At 72.0% G+C, this 21,612-nt stretch carries 23 protein-coding genes; 9 read left to right on the plus strand and 14 right to left on the minus strand.

All coding sequences use genetic code 11. From position 1 onward, the window contains the following. Window positions 1–6: 6 nt before the first annotated feature. The 3 genes from CP984_RS39900 to CP984_RS39910 are packed head-to-tail and all read right to left on the minus strand — an operon-like array spanning window position 7 to window position 2,454. Window positions 7–345 (minus strand): STAS domain-containing protein, encoded by a 339-nt coding sequence (locus CP984_RS39900; RefSeq protein WP_003981380.1) that lies wholly within the window; start codon window positions 343–345, stop codon window positions 7–9. Between the two features lie 37 nt (window positions 346–382). Beyond that, the gene (locus CP984_RS39905) at window positions 383–1,651 is read right to left on the minus strand and encodes a SpoIIE family protein phosphatase (RefSeq protein ID WP_003981381.1); all 1,269 of its coding nucleotides are present in this window, start codon (window positions 1,649–1,651) and stop codon (window positions 383–385) included. After that, window positions 1,651–2,454 carry an alpha/beta fold hydrolase gene (locus CP984_RS39910; protein ID WP_003981382.1) on the minus strand — a complete coding sequence of 268 codons (804 nt, stop codon included), beginning with the start codon at window positions 2,452–2,454 and terminating at the stop codon, window positions 1,651–1,653. The genes CP984_RS39905 and CP984_RS39910 overlap by 1 nt, the downstream gene beginning before the upstream one ends. Window positions 2,455–2,650: 196 nt before the next feature. Between CP984_RS39910 and CP984_RS39915 the strand changes: the two genes are divergently transcribed. Together CP984_RS39915 and CP984_RS39920 are read left to right on the plus strand one after the other, a co-directional pair. Further along, a complete protein-coding gene (locus CP984_RS39915) occupies window positions 2,651–3,622 on the plus strand; it encodes an SDR family NAD(P)-dependent oxidoreductase (RefSeq protein ID WP_050498898.1) in 972 nt (323 codons plus the stop codon). Between the two features lie 410 nt (window positions 3,623–4,032). Further along, a complete protein-coding gene (locus tag CP984_RS39920; protein ID WP_030182235.1) occupies window positions 4,033–4,605 on the plus strand; it encodes a hypothetical protein in 573 nt (190 codons plus the stop codon). Window positions 4,606–4,852: 247 nt separating this feature from the next. Here CP984_RS39920 and CP984_RS39925 read toward each other — a convergent pair whose 3' ends face one another. The 7 genes from CP984_RS39925 to CP984_RS39955 all read right to left on the minus strand — a co-directional run bounded on the left by CP984_RS39925 (window position 4,853) and on the right by CP984_RS39955 (window position 11,341). Then, on the minus strand, window positions 4,853–5,257 hold the full coding sequence (locus tag CP984_RS39925; RefSeq protein ID WP_003981385.1) for a RidA family protein: 405 nt from the start codon (window positions 5,255–5,257) through the stop codon (window positions 4,853–4,855). A 47-nt stretch (window positions 5,258–5,304) separates the two neighbouring features. Next, entirely contained in the window at window positions 5,305–6,672 is a 1,368-nt protein-coding gene (dctA, locus tag CP984_RS39930; protein ID WP_003981386.1) for a C4-dicarboxylate transporter DctA, read from the minus strand. Between the two features lie 80 nt (window positions 6,673–6,752). Further along, window positions 6,753–7,811, minus strand: a complete 1,059-nt coding sequence (locus CP984_RS39935) for a tartrate dehydrogenase (protein WP_003981387.1) — start codon at window positions 7,809–7,811, stop codon at window positions 6,753–6,755. 100 nt (window positions 7,812–7,911) lie between these two features. Then, window positions 7,912–8,796, minus strand: a complete 885-nt coding sequence (locus tag CP984_RS39940; protein ID WP_003981388.1) for a LysR family transcriptional regulator — start codon at window positions 8,794–8,796, stop codon at window positions 7,912–7,914. A gap of 111 nt (window positions 8,797–8,907) precedes the next feature. Next, complete coding sequence (locus tag CP984_RS39945) at window positions 8,908–9,306, minus strand: STAS domain-containing protein (RefSeq protein ID WP_003981389.1); 399 nt, start codon at window positions 9,304–9,306, stop codon at window positions 8,908–8,910. Between the two features lie 71 nt (window positions 9,307–9,377). Beyond that, window positions 9,378–10,391 carry a hypothetical protein gene (locus CP984_RS39950; RefSeq protein WP_003981390.1) on the minus strand — a complete coding sequence of 338 codons (1,014 nt, stop codon included), beginning with the start codon at window positions 10,389–10,391 and terminating at the stop codon, window positions 9,378–9,380. 131 nt (window positions 10,392–10,522) lie between these two features. Then, window positions 10,523–11,341 carry a maleylpyruvate isomerase N-terminal domain-containing protein gene (locus tag CP984_RS39955; RefSeq protein ID WP_003981391.1) on the minus strand — a complete coding sequence of 273 codons (819 nt, stop codon included), beginning with the start codon at window positions 11,339–11,341 and terminating at the stop codon, window positions 10,523–10,525. 100 nt (window positions 11,342–11,441) lie between these two features. Here CP984_RS39955 and CP984_RS39960 point away from each other — a divergent pair, with 100 nt between their 5' ends. From CP984_RS39960 to CP984_RS39980, 4 genes are all read left to right on the plus strand, one after another. Continuing rightward, a complete protein-coding gene (locus CP984_RS39960; protein WP_003981392.1) occupies window positions 11,442–12,377 on the plus strand; it encodes a hypothetical protein in 936 nt (311 codons plus the stop codon). A 712-nt stretch (window positions 12,378–13,089) separates the two neighbouring features. Further along, complete coding sequence (locus CP984_RS39970; protein WP_003981393.1) at window positions 13,090–13,464, plus strand: cupin domain-containing protein; 375 nt, start codon at window positions 13,090–13,092, stop codon at window positions 13,462–13,464. Window positions 13,465–13,664: 200 nt separating this feature from the next. After that, window positions 13,665–14,249, plus strand: coding sequence for a DUF1360 domain-containing protein (locus CP984_RS39975; protein ID WP_003981394.1), 585 nt, complete (start codon window positions 13,665–13,667; stop codon window positions 14,247–14,249). Between the two features lie 143 nt (window positions 14,250–14,392). Next, entirely contained in the window at window positions 14,393–14,863 is a 471-nt protein-coding gene (locus tag CP984_RS39980) for a GNAT family N-acetyltransferase (protein ID WP_030182228.1), read from the plus strand. 51 nt (window positions 14,864–14,914) lie between these two features. On the opposite strand, the gene CP984_RS39985 is transcribed toward CP984_RS39980, so the two are convergent. Both CP984_RS39985 and CP984_RS39990 read right to left on the minus strand, forming a co-directional pair. Continuing rightward, window positions 14,915–15,097, minus strand: coding sequence for a hypothetical protein (locus CP984_RS39985; protein WP_003981396.1), 183 nt, complete (start codon window positions 15,095–15,097; stop codon window positions 14,915–14,917). Window positions 15,098–15,475: 378 nt separating this feature from the next. Beyond that, window positions 15,476–16,915 carry an MFS transporter gene (locus CP984_RS39990; protein ID WP_003981397.1) on the minus strand — a complete coding sequence of 480 codons (1,440 nt, stop codon included), beginning with the start codon at window positions 16,913–16,915 and terminating at the stop codon, window positions 15,476–15,478. Between the two features lie 248 nt (window positions 16,916–17,163). Between CP984_RS39990 and CP984_RS39995 the strand changes: the two genes are divergently transcribed. Next, window positions 17,164–18,150, plus strand: a complete 987-nt coding sequence (locus CP984_RS39995) for a helix-turn-helix transcriptional regulator (RefSeq protein WP_003981398.1) — start codon at window positions 17,164–17,166, stop codon at window positions 18,148–18,150. 16 nt (window positions 18,151–18,166) lie between these two features. Here CP984_RS39995 and CP984_RS40000 read toward each other — a convergent pair whose 3' ends face one another. Both CP984_RS40000 and CP984_RS40005 read right to left on the minus strand, forming a co-directional pair. Continuing rightward, a complete protein-coding gene (locus CP984_RS40000; RefSeq protein WP_003981399.1) occupies window positions 18,167–19,279 on the minus strand; it encodes a DNA-3-methyladenine glycosylase family protein in 1,113 nt (370 codons plus the stop codon). A gap of 2 nt (window positions 19,280–19,281) precedes the next feature. Further along, complete coding sequence (locus CP984_RS40005) at window positions 19,282–19,665, minus strand: VOC family protein (protein WP_003981400.1); 384 nt, start codon at window positions 19,663–19,665, stop codon at window positions 19,282–19,284. A 193-nt stretch (window positions 19,666–19,858) separates the two neighbouring features. Between CP984_RS40005 and CP984_RS40010 the strand changes: the two genes are divergently transcribed. Both CP984_RS40010 and CP984_RS40015 read left to right on the plus strand, forming a co-directional pair. Then, window positions 19,859–20,320, plus strand: coding sequence for a MarR family winged helix-turn-helix transcriptional regulator (locus CP984_RS40010; protein ID WP_030182216.1), 462 nt, complete (start codon window positions 19,859–19,861; stop codon window positions 20,318–20,320). A gap of 42 nt (window positions 20,321–20,362) precedes the next feature. Continuing rightward, window positions 20,363–21,280, plus strand: a complete 918-nt coding sequence (locus CP984_RS40015; protein ID WP_003981402.1) for an aminoglycoside phosphotransferase family protein — start codon at window positions 20,363–20,365, stop codon at window positions 21,278–21,280. The last annotated feature ends 332 nt before the right edge of the window (window positions 21,281–21,612 follow it).

The following is a 21,612-nucleotide window of genomic DNA, read 5'->3' on the forward strand; positions in this document are numbered from 1 at the left end:
CGCCCGTCAGGAAGCGGTCGCGGTCTCGCTGTCCGGGTGGCAGGGGAAGATCTGGTCGAGTCCTACGTAACGGAGGACGCGCAGCGTGTTGGCGGGCACCGCGGCCAGGGCGATGTCGGCCTGCGCGGCGAGGGCGTGGTTGCGCGCGGCCAGCAGGGCGGTGATGCCGCTGGAGTCGCAGAACTCCATTGCCGCGAGATCGAGGACCAGCCGCTGGCCCGGCCGCAGGGTCAGACCGGACACGGCGGTGCGCAGCTCGTCGGCGTGCTCGTAGTCGAGGTCGCCGACGATCTCCAGTACGGGGCCGGTCGCGGCGTCTCGGGTGGTGGTCTTCAGCGGGCTCATCTCTGGGGTGGGGTCGGAGGGACAGGGACGGAAGGAGTCAGGATTGTAGGGCCGGGACCCCGAGGGCGAGCAGGGCGGTGTCGTCGTCCAGGCCGTCGCCGAAACCTTCCAGCAGGCCGGTCAGCGCCTGGATCACGGCACGCGGCGGCGATCCGGCATGGTCGGCGGCGAACGTACGCAGGGCCTCCTCCCCGTACAGGACGCGGTCGGGGCCCGTGCGGGCCTCGGTGAGACCGTCGGTGTACAGCAGGAGGCCGTCGCCCGGGGTGAGGGTGGTGGTGGCGGTGACGAAGCGTGGCTCCGGCAGGATGCCGACGAGCAGACCGCCCGGGGTGTGCAGGTAGTCGCAGGTGCCGTCGGCGCGCAGGACCAGAGCGGGAGGGTGGCCGCCGGAGGCGAGCCGTACGGTGACCTCCCCGCTGTCCTGGTCCGGCTCCAGCACTCCGAATATGGCGGTGCAGTACCGCGGATCGCCGCCGCTGTACCGCTCGTGGAGAACCGTGTTCAAGGTGGCCAGCGCGGCCTCCGGATCCGGGTCGTGCAGTGCGGCGGCGCGCAGGGTGTAGCGGGTGAGCGAGGTCAGGGCGGCCGCGCGGGGACCCTTGCCGCTCACGTCCCCGAGGAAGAACGCCCAGCGCTTGCCGTCCAGGGCGAACAGGTCGTAGAAGTCGCCGCCGAGCCGGTCGGGGGAGGCGGTGTGGTAGTACGAGGCCACCTCCAGCCCCGGTATCTCGGGCAGCACGGTGGGCAGCAGGCTCTGCTGAAGGACGGCCAGCGCCTCCTGAAGGCGCGCGCGGTCGGCCTCCGCCCGCCGGCGGGCCGCTTCCGCCTCCTGCTGGCGCCGCAGCAGCTCCTCCTCGTACGCGCGCCGGTCGCGGGCGTCGAAGAGGGTGGCGCGGATCAGCAGCGGCTCGCCCTCGCTGCCGTACTTGACGGTGGCCGAGACCAGCACCGGGATACGCGTGCCGTCGGCGCGCCGCAGCTCCAGTGCGATCCCGTTGATCTCGCCCTGCATGCGCAGCAGCGGCGCGAAGTGCGTCTCGTGGTAGAGCTTGCCGCCCACGGTGAGCAGATCGGCGAACCGCGTCCGCCCGACCACCGCGTCCCGCTCCAGGCCGAGCCAGTCCAGGAGCGTGGCGTTGACCTTCGCGATGGTGCCGTCCATCAGCGTGGACACATAGCCGCAGGGCGCGGAGTCGTAGAGCTCCTCGGCGCTGTCCTCCAGCAGGGCGGCGAACGCGGCGGTCGTGGCGCCATCGCCGCCCGCCCCGTGCGGCTCGGGGCTGTTCCGTCCGGTGCGGCTCATCACCGCAGCCCCGTCAGGAAGCCGGTGATCGCCCGGTTGGTGGCCTCGGGCGCGGACAGGTGCGGGCAGTGGCCGGTGGCGTCCAGGGTGACCAGCGTCGAGCCGGGGATCTGGCGGTGGACGAACGCGCCGACCTCGCGCGGGGCGATCATGTCCTGGGTGCACTCCAGCACCAGCGTCGGCACGGTCACCGACTTCAGGTCGTCGCGGGAGTCGGACAGGAAGGTGGTGCGGGCGAAGACGCGGGCCATGTCGGGGTCGGTGGCGCAGAAGCTGCGGGTCAGCTCCTCGCCGAGCTCGGGCCGCTCCGGATTGCCCATGATCATCGGCGCCATGGCGGCCGACCAGCCCAGGTAGTTGGAGTCCAGCGAGTCCAGCAGCTCGTCGATGTCCGCCGTGGTGAACCCGCCGCGGTAGCCCTCGTCGTCGATGTAGCGCGGGGACGGGGCGACCATGACCAGGGCGCCGAAGCGCTCCGGGGCCCGCCGGGCGGCGAGCACGCCGGCCATGGCGCTGACCGAGTGCCCGACGAATGTCGCGTCGCGCAGGTCGAGGGCCTCGGCGATCTCCACCACGTCCTGCGCGTAGCCGTCGAGGGACGCGTAGCGGTCCTCCCGGAACGCCGACAGGTCGGAGCGGCCGCAGCCGACGTAGTCGAACAGCACCACACGGTGGACATCGGCCAGGGCGGGAACGGTCAGACGCCACATGTTCTGGTCACAGCCGAAACCGTGGGCCAGCACCACGGCCGGTCCGTCCGGGTTCCCCGTGACGGTGACGTGGTTCCTGCGCAGGATGTCCATACGGCCATCCTCGCATCCTTCATGATCACTCCGGCAGGCCCCCGCCGGGCCGGGACGGAGAGCCGGGCTGTCGGTGGCGCGTCGGCGCCGTGTCGGTGGCCGCTGCGATCTTGTCGTACGGGACGGCCCGACGCCGCGGCGGCCGGGCGCCCGCCGCCGTCCGGCGGCCCACGACGTGACCGAGGAGCCCGACACCGTGCCTTCCGCAGCCCAGCACCCGCGCCCGACCCCGCCCGGTTCTTGGGACGTGCACCGTCCGCCGTCCGCCGAGGGCCGGTCCATCCTGGTCACCGGCGGCAACGCGGGCATCGGCTACTTCGTCGCGGAACAGCTCGCCGGTACGGGAGCCACCGTCGTGCTGGGCAGCCGCGACCGTACGAAGGCCGAGGCCGCCGCGGCGAGCATCCGCTCCCGGGTCCCGGGCGCCCGCGTGCGGCACGTGCCGCTGGACCTCGCGGACCTGGCGTCCCTCCCGGCCACCGTGGACGCGCTCGCGCTGGACCGCCTCGACGCGGTGGTGCACAACGCCGGGGTGGCGCTCGACGATCCGCCGCGCCGCGAGACCGCGGACGGCCACGAGCTGATGTTCGGGACCAACCACCTCGGGCACTTCGCGCTGACCCGGTGGCTCGCACCGCTGCTCATGGCCGCGCCGGCCGGCCGCGTGGTCACCGTCGGCAGCTTCGCCGCGAAATCCGAGCGACTGGACCTGACCGATCTCCAGTCCCGCGCGGACGACTACCGCCCGAAGCGGACCTACGGACGCTCGAAACTGGCGCAGATGACCTTCGGTTTCGCCCTCGATCGCCGGCTGCGCGCGCTGGGCAGCACGGTCAGTAGCCTGGTGGCTCACCCTGGCGGCGCCCTGGACGCCCTCACGCCGTCGCGCGCGCCGGTGCACGTACGGACCTCGGGCGAGCGGCTGCTCGGGCTGCCCGCCGGACTGCTCGTCCAGGGCAAGGACGCCGGTGCGTGGCCCGTCGTACGGGCCGTCCTCGACCCGCTGGCGACGGGCGGGCAGTTGTGGGGGCCGCGGGTGTTCGGGCTGCGCGGCCTGCCGCGGGCCGAGCCGGTGCAGGAGCAGATGGCCGACGCCGCCCTCGCGGCGCGGCTGTGGGAGGCCAGCTGTGAGCTGACCGGAGTGGAGGCGGATCTGGGGTTCCGGTGAACGGCGTTGTCAGGCAGGGGAGTTCGGCGGCGGTTTTCGGGGACGGCATTCCGGCGGCGGGATTTCCGTCCACTGATCGCCCTCCGGGTGAACGCCCGGCGACGCCCGGACCACCGCCCGGGTTGTACGCGAAATCCTGGATGCCGCCAGTGACGTTTTTGGGCATTCCTGTGACGTCTTGTGTCGCTGGTCACCGGGGGTAACAGTCTGCGTACGACGGCCGCCCGCGAACCGGAAACAGCGCTTCCGCCCTGGTCAGCAGCTATTTCCACGGTCACCCGTGACCTGGGGGAGGGGTGCGGGAGGTGGACCAGAAACGGGTGGTCCGCCGTTTGCCCTCCGGGGCATCTTGGACGGGCGAGCCGGACGGTACCGGCTCGCCCACCCGGACACCCGAGGGAGACCCCTTCATGGCAGTACGAAGAATGTCCGCGATGCTCCTCGCCGCCGGTACCTTCGCCGCGGCATCGGTCTTCGGTCTCACCGGCGCGGCCTCGGCCGACACCAGTACCGTCGCCCCTTTCGCCGCGCAGGCCCGGCAGGCTGGCCTGACCGGCACCCAGTCCGCACAGCTCCAGGCGCAGGTCGACGGCTACGTCGCCGACCTGGGCGGCAAGCAGGTCTCCGCCAACAAGATCCTTGTGCCCGGCGGCAGCATGGTGGTCCGGGCCCCCGGCCAGAAGTACGCGCACGACCTGGCCGCCGGGCCGGCCAAGGGCGACATCAAGCCCGCCTGTTCCTACGGGCACCTGTGCGGCTGGGCCAACGGCGCCGGCGGCAACGGCAACAGCTTCGACTACTACCGCTGCGGCTACTACCAGCTGCCCAACCTGGTCGGCGACGGCACCTGGGTCAACAACCAGACGCCGGGCACCGTGGGCCGCTTCTACAACCGGGACGGCAGCGAGCGCTGGAACACCGGCGGCGCCTACAGCTCCGGCACGGCCGGCTGGACCCCGGTCTGGTACGCCCGCCCCTGCTGACGGCCGCGATCACCACCGGCCATCGGCCTCCTCGTAGTTGAGCGGTCAGCTCCCCCATGGCCGGTCGATCCCCTGACGCATCGGAAAGGCGCCGCGCACCGCAGCCATGACCCGTAAGACCGGCACTTCCCAGGACCACCGCGGTATCAGCAACCACCGCACGCCCGCACCACGAGGGCCGCCCGCTCCGGGCGGCCCTCTCCGTATACGGGGCCGCGCGTCCGTCAGGTGCGGGGCCGCGCGCCTGTCAGGCGGTGGCCGGGCCGTCCGGAGCCACGGCCAGGGCTTCGACCTCGACCCGGAAGTCGGGGTGCACCAGCCCGGCGACGCGCACCAGCGAGCAGGCCGGCGGGCGCTCCGCGTCCTGGTGCTCGTCCCGTACGCGCCGGAACGTGGGCAGGTCCTCCAGGTCGGTCAGATACACCGTCAGCTTGACGATGTGCTCCAGACCCGAGCCCGCCGCCTCCAGCGCTGTGGCGAGATTCGCGTACACCTGCCGGACCTGCGCCTCGGCGTCACCGACACCCACCACCGCACCGTCCGGGGCCACCGGCACCTGCCCCGAGACCACGACCATGGGTCCCGTGAAACGCACCGCGTGGCTGTACCCGTTGACCGGCGGTGCGCCTTCGGGGCGCAATATGTGCTCCATGCCGTCTCCTTCCGTCGGAAACGATCATCGCAGTCCGTCCGCCGGGGTCAACGCCGGGCCGGAACCGGTGCGGACGCCCGCTCTCCGGGCGCTTCGGGGCGCGGCGTGCCCGTACGCAGGACCTGGTTGACGCGTGCGCTGTCCAGGACGCGCTCCCAGCGGGCAACGACGAGGGTGGCGACGCTGTTGCCGGCCAGATTGGTCAGGGCACGGCACTCGGACATGAACTTGTCGACGCCGAAGATGAGCATGATGCCCGCGGCCGGCACCGTACCGACGGTCGAGAGCGTGGCCGCCAGCGCGATGAAGCCCGCGCCGGTGACGCCGCCGGAGCCCTTCGAGGTGAGCAGCATGACGGCGAGCAGGCCGAGTTGCTGTCCGAGGCCCAGTGGGGTGTCGGTGGCCTGGGCGATGTAGACGGCGGCCAGCGAGAGGTAGATCGAGCTGCCGTCCAGGTTGAACGAATAGCCCGTCGGGACGGTCAGCCCGACGATGTCCCGGCGGACACCGAGCCCTTCGAGCTTGGTCATGAGCCGCGGCAGGGCGCTCTCGGAGGAGGAAGTGCCCAGTACGAGCAGGAACTCCTCCCGCAGGTGATACAGCAGCCGGAAGATGTTGATCCGCAGGAAGGCGGTGATGCCGCCGAGCACCACGACGACGAAGACCAGGGACGTGCCGTAGAAGAGGGCGACGAGGCGGCCGAGGCCGGTGAGGGTGGAGATCCCGTACGTACCGATGGTGTACGCCATCGCGCCGAACGCGCCCACGGGGGCGGCCAGCATCACGTAGTGCAGGATCTTGAAGACCACCGCGCCCAACCGGTGCACACCGTCCACGATCGGCGCGCCGACGGGCCCCACGGTCTTCAGGGCGACGCCGAAGAGGACCGAGAAGAAGAGCACCTGGAGGACGTTGCCCTCGGCGAAGGCACCGACCGGGCTGGTGGGCACCAGGTCGGTGAGGAAGTGCCACCAGCTCTGGTCCGAGCCCTGCTCGGCGTAGCGCGCGGCGTCGCCCTCCAGGCGCAGGGTGCCGGGGTCGGCGTGCACCCCGGCGCCGGGCCGGAAGACGTTGACGGCGAGCAGACCCAGCAGAAGGGCGGCCAGAGTGCCCGCCTGGAAGTAGGCGAGCGACTTCAGACCCACCCGGCCGACCCGGCCGAGGCTGTCGACGCCGCCGATGCCGGCCACGACGGTCAGGAAGACGATCGGCGAGATCAGCATCTTCACGGCGGCCACGAAGGTGGTGCCGACCGGCCCGAGCGCCGTCCCGGCGGCCGGCCACAGCCAGCCGGTCAGGACGCCGGAGACGATCGCGAACAGGACCCAGAAGTACAGCTGCCGGTACCACGGCCGGGACCGGGTGGGCGCCGGTGCGGGCGGCCGGGCCGGGGCGGCGGACACGGACGGTGCCATGGCGATCTCCTCGTCTCCTCTGCGGAACGGACGCGGCCGGGGGAGCGGCGGCCCGGCGCGGGTACGCCGGGCCGCGGCCCTCACAGCAGTTCGAGGAGCCGGTCGGTGAACTCCGCGGTGGCGGCGGTGCCGCCCAGATCGGGCGTACGGACGTCCGTCTTGGCGAGGACCGCCGCGATGGCGTCGGTGACGTCCGCGGCCGCCTCGGGGTGCCCGAGGTGGTCGAGCATCAGGGCGGCCGACCAGATCGCGCCCAGCGGATTGGCGATGCCGCGCCCCGCGATGTCCGGCGCCGAACCGTGCACCGGCTCGAACATCGAGGGGAACTCGCGCTCCGGATTGAGGTTGGCGGCCGGCGCGATGCCGATCGACCCGGCCACGGCGGCGGCCAGATCGCTGAGGATGTCACCGAAGAGATTGGAGGCGACCACCACGTCGAAGCGGGCCGGGTCGAGCACGAACTTGGCGGCCAGCGCGTCGATGTGCTCCTGGTCCCAGGCCACCTCCGGGTGCGCGGCGCCGCATTCGGCGACCAGCTCGTCCCAGAACGGCAGGGTGTGCACGATGCCGTTCGACTTGGTGGCGGAGGTCAGCCGGCCCCGGCGGCCCGCGGCCAGCGCGAAGGCGTGATCCAGCACCCGCGTCACCCCGGCTCGGGTGAACACCGACTCCTGTACGGCCGCCTCCTCGGGGAAGCCGCGGTGCAGGCGCCCGCCGATCTCGCTGTACTCGCCCTCGACGTTCTCCCGTACGACGACCAGGTCGACCTTCCCGGCCACCGCGCCCCGCACCGGACTGTCGATCCCCTCGAAGACCCGGACCGGCCGCAGGTTGACGTACTGCCGGAAGCCGCGGCGGATCGGGATCAGCAGCCCCCACAGCGAGACGTGGTCCGGCACGTCCGGCCGGCCGACCGCGCCGAGCAGGATGGCGTCCTTGTCCCGCAGCCGGTCCAGCCCGTCCGGCGGCATCATCGCGCCCTCGCGCAGGTACCGCTCGCAGGACCAGTCGTCGAACGAGGTGTAGGAGAACGTGAAGCCGTGGCGGCGGCCGACGGTGTCGAGGACACGCTGCGCCGGGGGCAGCACCTCGGTACCGATGCCGTCGCCGGGGATCAGGGCGATGCGGTGGTTCGTCATGCGTCCGATTGCAGCAACGGGGCCGTCGGACCGTCCAAGACGTAGTGGTGATCTGCCTGATAAGCAGGCGCTATCAGCGCGGGAGGGTGACGTGGGTCCGTCAGCCGGCGACCTGGTCCAGCGCCGTCGTCACGAACGCCCGCGCCGCGGGGGACAGTCCCGTACGGCGGCTCACCAGGCCGATGTTCAGCGTCGTCGTCGGCTCGATGTCCAGCACCCGGGCGCCGGCCTGCTCGGCCATCGCCCGCCAGGACTCCGTCACCACCGCCGAACCCACCCCGGCGAGCACCAGCGGGAGCAGGGCGACCCGGTGCTCGGTCTCGGCCGCGATGGTGAACGCGACGCCGCGCTCGCGCAGACCGTCCACGTACGCCCGCATTCCGGTGCCACGCTGCCCGACGATCAACCGCTGCCCCGCCAACTCCTCGCAGCCCACGCCGCGGCGCCCGCCGAACGGGCCGTCGGGCGCCACCACCAGTACGAAGCGCTGCTCCCCGGCGGGATGGGACGTCACCTCCTTGTCCGGCAACGGCCCCGACGTGGCCAGCAGCCCCAGCTCGACCGCACCCGTACGGACCATCTCGACCACGTCCCCGGACGTGAACGCGGCCCTGATGACCACGGAGACACCCGGATACCGGCCGCTGAAAGCACGGATCATCGAGGTCAGCGGCTCCACCGCCTGGGACGGCATCGCGGCCACCTCCACCCGCCCGGTCCGCAGCTCGTGCACGGCGGCGACGCTGGCCCGCGCGGTCGCCAGCCCGCGCACCGCCGCGCGGGCCGGTTCGATCAGCGCCCGCCCCGCCTCGGTGAGCACCGCACGCCGGCCGATCCGGTGGAAGAGCTCGCCGCCCAGATCCCGTTCGAGCGCCCGGACGGCCTGGGACAACGACGGCTGCGAGACGTACAGGGCCGATGCCGCCCGGTGGAAGCCGCCCTGGTCGACGATGGCGAGGAAGTACTCCAGCTGCCGGATGTCCATGCGGTGATTCTTGCCTGTGGGGGTCGGGCGGGCTCGCTGAGGGTTTCGGGTGGGGAGGCTGCCCGAGGGCTCGCCCCAGCCGCCGCCCCCGTCCCTCTCGTACGCCGTCGCTCAGCCGCCCTCCGTCGTATGGGATAAGTCGCCGTTGCCCGAGGCCAGTTCGGCGGCCGTCCACGGGCGGCCGGAGGCGGGCAGGCCGGCGATCGCCGCCTCGACGTCCTGGTGGGCGGGGAGCAGCCAGGCGGTGCCGGTACGGGCGGTCAACTGGCGCGCCGCGGAGTCGGCGCCGACCAGCACCACCCCGCCGCCGGTCGCGCGCAATACCATCGACAGGCGTGCCAGGGTACCCAGGGCCTCGACGTCCAGGCCGTCGGCCGCTGTCACGTCCACCAGGATTACTGGCGCCGTCGCGCCGAGCCGGACGGCCCTGGCCAGGCGTGTGGCGGCGGTGGGGGCGTGCCCCGTGAGGGCGAGCAGGTGATAGCGGGAACCCGTGGCGGACGAGGACATGGTCGGTCACCTTTCTCATGAGGCCGTTCGCGCGATCGCGCGAACTTCCCGGGTTCTCCGCCGCGCCCGGGTTACGCCTCCGCCGACGTACGCGAAATTACGTTCCCTTCCGCCGGGCGTACGCGCGTTCGCCTGGCGCACCAGACCAGGAGCAGACAGGCGAGCGCCCCGAACACGGCGTTGCCCACCAGATCGGCGCGTACGGAGCCGCCCGATTCGGGCCGGACCGGGAACGACACCCATACGTACGTGAGGAGGGCACCGGCCGCGAGCGCGAACCGGTGGCGGACGCCCCAGCCCTCCTGGCGTGACCAGCGGCTCACCCACCACACCCCCAGCACCGTCCCCGCACACCACACGCCCACCCCGACCCACTCGTACCAGTTGTCGGTGAGCAGATTGGCAGGCCCCCAGTACGCACTCGTCAGGACCAGTGCCGCCAGCCCGACCCGCCACGGCGCGGGCGCCCGGCCCGGCAGCGGCGGCAGCCGCAACGCCCGTACGGCGAAGGCCGCGGCGATCAGCAGGGCGATGACCAGGCAGATACCGGCGAGCTGCCCCGGAGAGGCGACGAAATGCTCGTCGGCGTAGTTCCCCAGAAAGACCAGCACCCCGCCCGCCACGAACACGACGGCCACCACCGCGAGCCCCACGCGGCCCAGCCACGGTTCGCTGCGCCGCGACCGGGTCAGCGTCTCGACCAGCGCGATCGGCACGCACACGCTCCACACCGTGTGCAGCGCCAGCACCGTCTGGGTCAGCTCCACACTCATCCCCAGGGCCGGAAGGTAGGACGGCCCGTGCAGCAGATCGGCCCCCGCGTACGAGTCGCTCCACAGCAGCTGATCGATCGGCCCCTCCTCGATCAGCGCATACGCCGCCGCCAACAACACCATGGCCGGCCACCCGCCACCACTGCGCCGCCCCACCTCCCGCACCAACAGAGCACCACAGCCGTACATCGGCGCCAGCACGAGCCCGAGGGGCAACTCGGCGAGCGTGAGATTGCCGAGCAGAAACTCACCGACGAACGGGGACAGCAGGAACAGGGCGAATACGGGGGCGAGGCGGGGTGGAGTGGGCATGGTGGCGACAGTACGCCCGCCCTCAATGTTGCTGTTGTCTGTGGGTGCCGGGCGCGTTGGGCGGTTTGTGCGCGATGGTGGGGGAAGTGGGATGCGTGGTGCCGGAGGGCTCGCGTTCCCGTAGGGAAAGGTCAGAACGTGGCCCGCTCCAGCCAGAAGTCCAGCAGTCGCGCGTCGCCGAGGACTTCCACCCGGTCGCTGTCCGCCGGGAGCCGCCGGTAGAAGACCCGCAGGACGTCCGCCATCGGGCCGCGTAGGGCGACCGTCGCCTTGGCGTGGTTCCGGCGCCAGGTGAAACCGTCCTCGCCGAACTCGATGACCCACTCGCCGTTCAGGTCGGCCACCTCATCGGTGGCATGCAGGTGGATGCTCCGGCCCGGCCCGCGCAGCTCGGCCAGCTGCGGCCTGTGCGTGCGCGCCTGAGGACAGGAAAGCATTTCCAGCCATTCGTCCACGGCGTCCGCGGCGACCCACCGATCCGCGGTGAACCCGCGCTCCGTGGCCGCCGCCGCGTCCGCACGGTGGACCAGCGTCTCGTGGACCGCCCGCCGCGCCCAGAACCCGGTACGCCGCGCCTCACCCCATGTCCACATCTCCTCATCCGGCCCGGCCTCCCGCAACGTCTGCGCGAGCCGGACCGCGCCTTCGGCCAGCCAGGCGCCGAGCGCGGCCGGACCGGCGTTCTCGGCCGGGCTCTCCTCGATGAACGGCAGGGGGTCCGCCGCCCGGGCGCGGACGTTCGCCGCGTACCAGCGCTGTGCCCTGCCGAGGTGGGCGACAAGCTCACGCAGCGACCAGTCGGGACAGGTGGGCACGGTGACCGACGGGTCCGCGTCGGCGAGCGTGGCCGCGAACGCGTCGGTATCGGCGAGGAGATGACGGCAGTAGAGGTCGTGGGTCAGGAGCGTCGTGGCCCGCAGCGTAGGCCGCGGAACGGCACCCGCGGGCAATGTCAGACCTATGCATTACTGTGCGTTGCGTAAGTGTCGGAAAGATCCGGATGGCGTGGGTGGGCACGAACGCCACCCGGCGGAACCACAGGGGTGGGACGTGCACAAGCACATCGCGCGGCGGGTCGCCGCGGCGCTGGCGGCCACGGCCGTGCTGGCGGGCGTGACCGGCTGTCAGGACGGCGGCGACAAGACCAAGGGCGCGGCGGGCGCCCGCAGCAGCCAGGAAGCGGGTCAGGAAGCCGGGAAGCGGACGCCGACGCAGGCGCTCACCGCGGCCTACAAGAAGACCGCGGCGGCCAAGTCCGCGAAGGTCACGATGACGGTGTCGATGCCCGCCTCGATGACAGGCGGCGGGCAGGCGCGCATCACCGGCGTCATGGGCTGGGACCCGCTGGTCATGGACGTGACGGTGAGCCAGAGCGGGGCCGCGGCGATGGGCGGCGCCGAGAAGAACCGTCTGATCTGGGTCGATGACGTCATGTACGTGGACCTGGGGGAGCGGATCGACGGCAGCAAGACGTGGGCCAAGATGGATCTGAAGGCGGCCGCGGCGGAATCCGGTGACGCCGGGCTCGTCAAGCAGCTGTCCGCCGGTCTGTCCGACATCAAGCAGGACCCGTCCCAGCAGCTCGCGCTGCTGCTCAACTCGCCCAACATCAAGCACCTGGGCCCGGGCGAGGTCAACGGCCAACGGGCCGAGCACTACAAGGGTTCGCTGACGCTGCAGGAGGCGCTCAAGGGCCGGAAGAGCGCGGAGCTCCTCTCGCCCCAGGAGCGCGAGAAGCTGCTCGCCAACATGAAGAAGTCCGGTCTGAAGGGCTACGACTACGACGTCTGGGTCAACGGCGACGACCTCCCGGTGCAGGTGAACGTCGACATGCAGACCCCGCAGGGCAAGATAGGCACCGCCACCAGCTACTCCGACTACGGCGCCAAGGCCACGGTGCAGGCCCCGCCGCCCGCGGATACCGCCGATCTGCTGCAGATGTTCAAGGAGCTCGGCACGAAGATCAAGCAGCAGCGCGCCGCCTGACGGATTCACCACACCGGGCGGAGGGGGACCTCGGTGCCGCCGTATGTATGACGGAGGTAGGTCTCCAGGTCGGCGCGGACCGCCGCCAGTCGGTCGGCGCCGATCAGCTCGGCCCACTCCTGCTCCGCCTCGGCCCACAGCCGATCTGCCTGACGGAGGTAGTCGCGCCCGCGCCCGGTGAGGGCGAGCGTGCCCCTCCAGCTCCGCGACGGCTTTGGAGGCGGCCTGCTTGGTGATGCCCAAGTAGGAGGCGAGGTCGACCGTGGTCGCGTCGGTGTGCGCGGCGAGATAGCGGAAGGTGTAGCCGTGCGCGGGCCGCAGCGGCTCGCGGCCCAACTCCGCCAGCCGGCCGAGGAACCGGTCGTTCATGGCCCGGAAGGCCATCGCGAGCAGCAGCGGAACCTGACCGGGCAGATCGCCCGGACCGCTCGTCGGCTTCGGCTCGTCGTGCGCGGCAGTCACGGTCAGGGGTCTCCTTGCGTGGGCGGGTTCTTGGCGGTGACGTCGGAGGTCGACAGCAGAACCCTAGTAGACAACCCGGTTGACCATGTGTGGCGCTGCCGCTTACGCTCCAACAAGACAACCAAGTTGACCACTGGGCGCGTCTCCGAGCCGACTGCCCTGTTCTCCGCCTTCCCTGCCTTCCTTGCCTTTCCTCTCCCTTGGCTTCCCGGCTCCCGAACGCGCTCATCGGACCCATGAAGGACGTGCCATGCCCCTGTCCACCGGAGCCGACGCTCCCACCTTCGAGCGCCCCGGCTTCACCTTCCGGCCCCTCGCGGTTCCTTCGCGCGGCAGTACGGAACTGGCGGTCTGGACGCTGCACGCGGCGCCCGGAGCCACCAGCGAACCGCACAGCTTGAACCACGAGGAGGTCTTCGTCGTACAGACCGGCCGGATAGCTGCCACCGTCGGCGGCGAAGAGGTCGTCGCCGGGCCGGGCGACGCCATCATCGTGCCCCCGCGCACGGAGCTGAGTCTGCGCAACGGCGAGCCCGACACGCCCGCGACCGTCACCGTCATCACTTCGGCCGGCATAAAGGCCACCCTCGGGGGCGCGACATTCCCGCCTCCGTGGGCGCAGTAGCAGCAGGCCATCGCGTGGGGGTGTAGCTCGGGTGAGGCGCGGGCGGCCTGGGGCGGCGCCGTCGTGTGACGGTTCCGTACGGCACTGTACGTCCCTCTTTCGGCGACGCGTTCGGCCGCATCTCGGCTCCAGGGCGTGCACCGGGCGGCGGCGGGGGTACCGGTCCACCCTGCAACGTCGTCGTAGGAAGCAGAGGAATCATGGCATTCAATCCGCTCCCGGAAGAAGGCAAACCCGGCGGCACGGCGGACCGCGCCGGCTCGGCAACGGACGACGGCCACCGGCGGTGCGGAGCGGGCCACGGGGATGAGGCGTACGCGCCGGGGGAGGGGATCCCCTTGCGGGGCTACGCCGTACTGGCGGGAGGCTACGCCGGGGCCACGGCCCTGTTCGCGCTGGCCTTCCGCGAGTCCGGACGTACGCTGCCCTCCCGCGTCCCGCCGTGGGACCTGCTGCTCCTGGGCGCCGCGACGTACAAGGCGTCGCGGCTGCTCGCGAAGGACAAGATCACCGCTCTCGTACGGGCGCCGTTCACCCGGCGCAAGGAGACCATCAGCGCCAGCGAGGTCATGGACGAGCCCCGCGGCCACGGCCTGCAGTTGGCCGTCGGCGAACTGCTCGCCTGCCCCTTCTGCCTGGCCACCTGGGTCGGCACCTCGCTGGTCTGCGGTTACGCGGTGGCCCCCCGCGCCACCCGGCTCGTCTCCACCGGCCTGAGCGCCGTCACGATCTCCGACTGGCTGCAGTACGCCTGGAGCGTCACGCAGGAGCGGGCGGAGGGGTGAGGGGTGGGCGCACGGCGCCGGTGAGCGAGGGCCGCGCCCGAGATCCTTACCCGGGCCTGTCGCCCCCGGCCTGCCGCCTCCCGGGACAGCCCCCGCCGCGAACCCCACTGCCGTAAGCGCCGGTTGGGCTATAGAGTCATTACATGTCATGCGTGCGGCAAGCAGTGGAAGGTGACGTCCCGGAGCTGGTGCGCTTGCGGGCGCTGCTGTTCGACACTCTCGGCGGCGACTTCTTCGCGCCGGCGTCCGGTGACGACGGCTGGCGGGACGCGCTCGTCGTGGTGCTGAAGGACCAGCTGGCGTCGGACGCCGTACGCATCCTCGTCGTGGACGGTGACCGCGGCCTCGCCGCCTGCGGCATCGGCACCCTCGAACAGCGGCTGCCCGGCCCGCACCTGCGCAACGGGCGGATCGGCCATGTCATCGGCGTGGTCACCGACCCGGCGTACCGGCGGCGCGGGCACAGTCGCGCCATCATGCGGGGCCTGCTCGACTGGTTCCGGGAGCGGGATGCGGCCCGGGTGGACCTGTACGCGTCCGCCGACGGGGAGCCGCTCTACCGTGACCTCGGCTTCGTCGATCACCCGGACCCGTCGCTGTGCCGACGTCCGTGAGGCCCGGGCCGGGGGCGATGCTCGCTGGGCATCATCGCGCCTGGCGGCGCGTCAGAGAACCGGCGGCTCCAGGGCATATGTGGTGCCGCACGCGCCGCACGCGAAACGGCCGTTGAGGCCGTCGTTGGCGCTCTGGCACTCGGGGCATGTGGCGGAGGTGAAGTACGGCAGGCGTGGTTCGCCCACACCGACGCCGCTGCTCTCCTCCGCTTGGACCTTGTGCTTTTCCGTCATCCGGACGCTCCGCAATTGCATGACCACCTGCCGTCGGGCCCTTGGATGATCTCGGCGCCGCACCGGCTGCAACTCATGATGCCCTCCCCCGTGCCTCCGAAGTCCGCGACTTCCCCAACGAGAGAGTGTGCCTACAAAAACATCACAAAACCCCCTGGGAACGGTTACGCGGAGGCCGTGGACGCGCGGTACCGGCGCACGGCGCCCGTACCGGAGCGTGGGTGGCTTCCAGGGGGCGCAGACATCATTGGAGCGCGCCCCTGTCTGACGCCCCCGCCCCCTGAAGGCACCGGCGGGCCCAGCCGCCTGGCTCGGAGCCCCGAATCCGAAGCCCCGAGCCCCGAACGGCCCGGCCCGCCCCACTTCAGCCGTCAGGCGTCACTTCTCCGATACGGCCACGTCCGTGGAGGTCCCGCCACCCCCGAGCGCATCCGTGTGCTTCGGGAGCAGCATCATGAGCCCCGCTGCCACGACGTAGAACGCGATCTGCCAGGGGAGCACCGAGGCGAACGCGTCCCCGTACGCCGTGAGCGGGGTGGCGCCCGCCGAGGTCGACGTGTCCAGTTCGGCGAAGAACAGGACGCCCAGCACGGCGACCCCGACCGCGTTCCCGATCTGGCCCACCGTGGTGAGCACCCCGCCCGCGGCACCGGCGTCCCGCGCCGGCACCCCGGCGAGGACGACGTTGACCAGGGAGGGCGAGGTCAGCCCCAGCCCGAGACCGCCCACGAACAGCGGCAGCGCCAGCGCCCAGTAGGAGGGCGCGCCTCCGTCCCGTACGACGAGCAGCAGGAGGAATTGCGAGACGGCGAGCACGAGCGAACCCGTGACGAGCAGCAGACGGCCGACGCGGGCGGCGAGTTGGACGCCGATCCCGGATGTCAGCGTCGAGCCGACCGCGTACGGAAGGATGAGCAACCCGGTCTCCAGGGCCGAGCGGCCGGTGCCGAACTGGAGGTAGAGGGAGAGCAGCAGGAAGAACGAGCCGATGGCGCCGAAGAACAGCGTGGAGGCGGCCAGCCCGCTGCTGAAGGCCCGTACCCGCAGCAGCCCCGGATCGAGGACGGGCTGATCGCCGCGGGCGACCAGGCGGCGTTCGCGCCGGAGGAAGAGCGCCATGAATGGGACCGACAGGAAGAGGATCACGTAGCCCCACCAGGGCCAGCCCCACTCGTGACCCTGCACCAGGGGCAGGAGCACGCACACCGCGCCCGCCGCGGCGAGCGCCGCACCGGGCAGGTCGAGCCGGGTGCGGGCGGTCGCGGCGGACTCGGGCAGGAACCGCGTGCCGAGCGCGAGGCCGACGGCCGCGACGGGCACGTTCACCCAGAAGATCGTCCGCCAGCCCAGCCCGAACACGTCCGCCTCGACGAGCAGCCCGCCGGCCAGCGGCCCAGCCACCGAGGCGAGCCCGAGCACCGCCCCGTACGCGCCGAACGCCTTCGCCCGCGCGACCGGCGCGAAGGACGACCGGATGATGCCGAACACCTGCGGGACCATCAGGCCGCCCGCCAGCCCCTGGGCCACGCGGGTCGCGACGAGCACTGCCGGGTTCGGCGCGAGCGCACACGCCGCCGAGGCGATCGCGAACGCGGCCAGACCGATCAGGAAGATGCGCCGCCGGCCGAACTGGTCACCGATCCGGCCGCCGGTGATCAGCCCGGCGCCGAGCGCGAGGGTGTAGCCGGCGACCGTCCATTGCAGCGTCGCCTCACCGGCGCCCAGCCCCTCGGCGATCGCCGGGGCCGCGACCGTGACGATTGTGGCGTCGAGCAGTTCCATGAACGAGGCGATGAGTACGACGACGAGCGCGACCACCGCCGAGCGGCCGGAGACAATGCCCGAATTCGTGCCTGGCGATCCACCCGACGCAGCAGGAACAGGAGAGGGAACAGAAGCAGAAGCAGAACTACATGAGAGATCAGAAGGCTTACCCGAACCTGTCGTCGGGTGTGCCGGAGAGGCGGCAGCCGTGCCGCCGTTCCTGTGGGAAGGAGTGGTCATGCCGACCAGCCTCACAGGAGTAGTGGCCACATAACGGCCGCCTTTCTCGGCAGAATGAGGCCATGGCTGAAACCTCCGCGCGCCTTCTCCTCCTGCTCTCCCTGTTCCAGACCGGACGCGCGTGGCCGGGCGCGGTACTGGCGGAGCGCCTGGAGGTGAGCCCGCGCACCATGCGCCGCGACATCGACCGGCTGCGGGCGCTGGGCTACCCCGTACATGTCACCAAGGGGCCCGGCAGCGCGTACCGCTTGGACGCCGGAGCGAAGGTCCCGCCCCTGCTGTTCGACGACGAGCAGGCCATCGCCGTGGCCGTCGCGCTGCAGACCGCACCCGCCACGGTGGCCGGCCTCGGAGAAGCGGCCGCCCGCGCGCTGGCCACCGTCCGCCAGGTCATGCCGGCGCGCCTACGGCAACAGGTCGACGCCGTACGGGTCACGTCGATCGAGAACGCCTGGGACCTGTCGGCGCCTCCGGTCGACGCCGAGGTGCTGCTCGCCCTCGGTACGGCCGTCCGTAATGACGAGGTGCTGGCTTTCGCGTACGCGGGCGATCCGAGCCCGTCCATCCGGGTGGAACCCCACCACCTCGCCATGTGGTCCGGCCGCTGGTACCTCGTCGCCTGGGATTTGGGGCGCTCCGAGTGGCGCACCTTCCGGGTCGACCGCATCACGCCGTACGCCCCGACCGGGCTGCGCTTCACCCCGCGCGAATTGCCCGGTGCCGATGTCACGGCGTTCGTTTTCGGCCAGTTCGACCGCGGTGACATCCCCGGCCAGTGGCCCTGTCACGGCGAGGTGATCCTCGACGCGCCCGCCCCGGTCGTCGCCCGCTGGGCGCCCGGCGGCGCCGTGGTGGAGGAGGTCGCCCCCGGCCGCTGCCGGCTCGCCCTCGGCGCGTGGTCCTGGGCGGGGCTGGCAGCCCTGATCGGCACCTTCGACTGCGACATCGAAGTGATCGGCCCGCCGGAACTCACGGAGGCGTGCGGGCAGCTCGCCCGCCGGTACGCCGCCGCGGCGGCCGGCCGCCGCAACGCCCCGGCCCAACCGTGAGCGGGCGCGCGGGGCGTTACGTATCTGCCGGTGGCCGCGTCCGCTGCTCAGCACGTACACGCAGCAGCAGCGCGACCCAACTGCGGTACGGCCTCCAGCGGTCGGCGATGGCGGCCAGCCGCCCCACGTCCTCGGAACCGCCCGCGCCGAGACCGTACGCGTTGGCCATGGACGCGTGCAGTCGCCGCTCGTGACGGGGGAAGACGTCCGGATGCCCGGCTCCCCGTATGAGGATGAGTTCGGCGGAGAACGGTCCGACGCCGGGCAGGGCACGCAGCGTCGCCAGCGCGTAGTCCCCGGGCATCGCCCGCAGCCGCGCCGCGTCCAGTTCACCGGCCTCGGCGGCCTCGGCCAGGGCATGCAGTCGCGCGACCTTCTCGTCCGGCAGCCCGGGAATCCGGGTGAGCGAGCGCAGGACCGGGGGAGTGGGGAAGGCATGCAGATCCCGGCCGGCGACCCGGACGCGCTGTCCGTACCGTTCGGCGAGGCGCGCCTTGATCGCGGCGGCCTGGGTCCTGCGCATACGCTGCCCGATGACCGCCCACACGGCGGCTTCGTACGGCGAATGGAAGCACACCGGGCGGAGTCCCGGATACTCCGCCATGAGCCGGGAGACCACGGGATCGCCGACGGCCAGCCCTTGGAAGCCGCTTCCGTCGACATCGAGCGAGAGAATGCGGGCCAGTTGGTCCCGGACGATCAACTGGGCTGGGGCGTCCGGTTGTTCTGGGGCGGCCCGTTGGTCTTCGGCTGCCGGTGGTTTTCCGACGAGCGGTTGGTCTCCGGAGACCGGTCGTTCCCGTACGACCGATGGATCGGGTAGGAAAAGCTGCTCTTGGACGGCCAGGCCACGCCCCGGTCCGGCGGACGCCAAGCCCGCCGGACCGGAGCCCGCACCACCCGGGTACACGGTGAACTCGGCCCGTACGCTCCCCGCGGTGCCGTCCGGCGCCGCCGCCTCCTGCCGTACCGCCGCGGCGACCGTCGTATGGCCGTCGTCCGAGGGGAAGGCCAGGCGAAGCACATCGTCCGGCGCCTTGCGGTAGCGCGCGGGAGTGAAGCTCTCCAGGAACCGCACACTCGCCGCGAGGGAGAAGGGCCCCTGTGGGGCGATGGCGACGGCGCTCACGATCAGCCGCCGTGCGCCGTGATCGCGTAGCCCTCGGGCCCGGCGAAGGTGAACGTACGGCCGAACGGGCTGTCCTGCGGCGGGCTGATGATCGTCACCCCGTCGGCGGCTAGCCGGTCGTGCAGCGCCTGCGCGTCGGCGGTACGGAACCACAGCGCCACTCCCAACCCGGGCCGGGACACGGCGTCGAGGTCGACGCCCGGCAGCGGCTCGCGGACGGCGAAAGCGATCGGTGCGGTGGCGAATACCACCGCACCGGGAGGCGAGGCGGGCGCCCTGCGCATCCCGAGCCGCTCCTCGCAGAAGGCGGCCGCCGCTTCGACATCGCGCACCTGGAGAGCGATGAAGTCGGGGCCGTCCAGGGTGGCGGGGGTGGGCTGGGTCATGAGGTGTCTCTCTTCCTACGTGGCGGTACGCGAAGCCGGAACGTGTCACCGGGGGCCGATGCCGGAGCCCGGCCCCTGCCCTCGACGGGGGCCCGGGCCGGGCGGCTCAAGCCCGGCGCACCCAAAACCCGATGTCAGGCTTTTGACATTCAGCAACGTACGCCCGCGCCGCTCCGTATGTCAAAATGCTGACATGGAAGACCGTAACCCCGTAGCGCCTCCCCACCCCGCCCAGGACGTCACCGAGCACGTGGGCTACCGCCTCAAGCGCTCCGCCGCCGCACTGCGCGGCGCCTTGGACAAGGCCCTGCGCGAGCACGGTCTGACCGTGCCGCAGTACGCCTGTCTCGAACTCCTCGACCAGCAGCCGGGCCTGTCCAACGCCGAACTCGCCCGCGGCGCGTTCGTCACGCGCCAGTCCATGAACGTCGTACTGCGCGGCCTCCAGGAAGCCGGCCTGGTCGCCCGGCCCAGCACCACCGACCACGGCCGCGCCCTGCCCGCCCACCTCACCGACGAAGGCCGCGACCGTCTCGACGCGGCCCGCAACGCCGTCTACGCCATCGAACGGCAGATGATCGAGGCGATCCCGCCGAGGCGCCTGACCACCCTCCTCGCCGACCTCGACCGTATGACGGAGGCCCTGGGAAGCTGACTCACCGACACTCCGTCACCGCCCGAGCGGAAAGAAGGTCTCATGAGTACGCCGATACCCCTCCACGTCCCGGACGAGCTCGCCGTCTCGTACGGCACGACCGAAGCCGGAAGGGCGTGGATCGCCGGCCTGCCCGCACTGGCCGCGGAATTCCTCGACCGCTGGCAACTGAAACGGGACGGCGAGGCCGGCTTCGGCGAGGCGTCCCTCGTCCTGCCCGTACTCCGTACGGACGGCACGCGCGCCGCACTGCGCTTCCAGCAGCCCAGGGAGGAGACCACCGCCGCGCTGATCGGTCTGCGCACCTGGAACGGCGACGGCATCGTGCGGCTCATCGAGCACGACGGGGCGAGCGGCACCATGCTGCTGGAGCGCCTGGACGGGTCCCGCACGCTCGCGTCCGTCGGGGACGACGACACCGCGATGACCATCCTCGCCGGGCTCCTGCGGCGCCTCGTCGCCGTCCCCGCCCCGAAGGAGCTCCGCGGCCTCGGCGACATCGCCGCCGACATGCTGGAGCAGGTGCCCGCGGCGGTGGCGGCCCTGGCCGACCCCGCCGACCGGCAGCGCCTGCGGACCTGGGCCTCGGTGGTGGCCGACCTGGCCGGCGAGCCCGGGGACCGGATGCTGCACTGGGACCTGCACTACGACAACGTGCTGGCCGGGGACCGCGAACCCTGGCTGGCCATCGACCCCGAACCCCTCGCCGGCGACCCCGGCTTCGACCTGTGGCCCGCCCTGGACAGCCGGTGGGAGGAGGTGGCGGCGACGGGCGAAGCCCACCGCGTCGTACGCCGCCGCTTCGACCTGCTGACCGACGCGCTCGCCCTCGACCGCGAGCGCGCGGCCGGGTGGACGCTGGGCCGCCTGCTGCAGAACTCCCTGTGGGACATCGAGGACGGGAAGACGGCACTGGACGCTTCGCAGGTTGTGGTGGGGGAGGCGGTGGTGGGGCGGTAGAGGTGAGCGGGCGCCGTGGGTCACGGGGGACCGTACGGCCGGACGTGCGGTCCCGTCTCCCAGCCGCCATCCATCACCCCCTCGGCCTCCGCCCGGCCACCGGCCCGCCTCCTGCGCTCACTCCCCTCTTCGCCACTTCCCCTCCTCCTCCCCGCTCCCGCCCCGTGACCCACACCACAGCGATACCGCTGGATTACCGGGTGTAAGGGGCGACCGGCGGGACACACGAGCGGCAGTGCTTCGGAACCGTAGGCACCCTTCCCTTTTCTTGCCGAGGGGCCCGTCTGCCGTTTTCCGGACCGGCCTCCCGGCTGTCTGCGGACACCACTTCT

The sequence above is a fragment of the Streptomyces rimosus genome (assembly GCF_008704655.1).
In the GTDB taxonomy this organism is placed as follows: domain Bacteria; phylum Actinomycetota; class Actinomycetes; order Streptomycetales; family Streptomycetaceae; genus Streptomyces; species Streptomyces rimosus.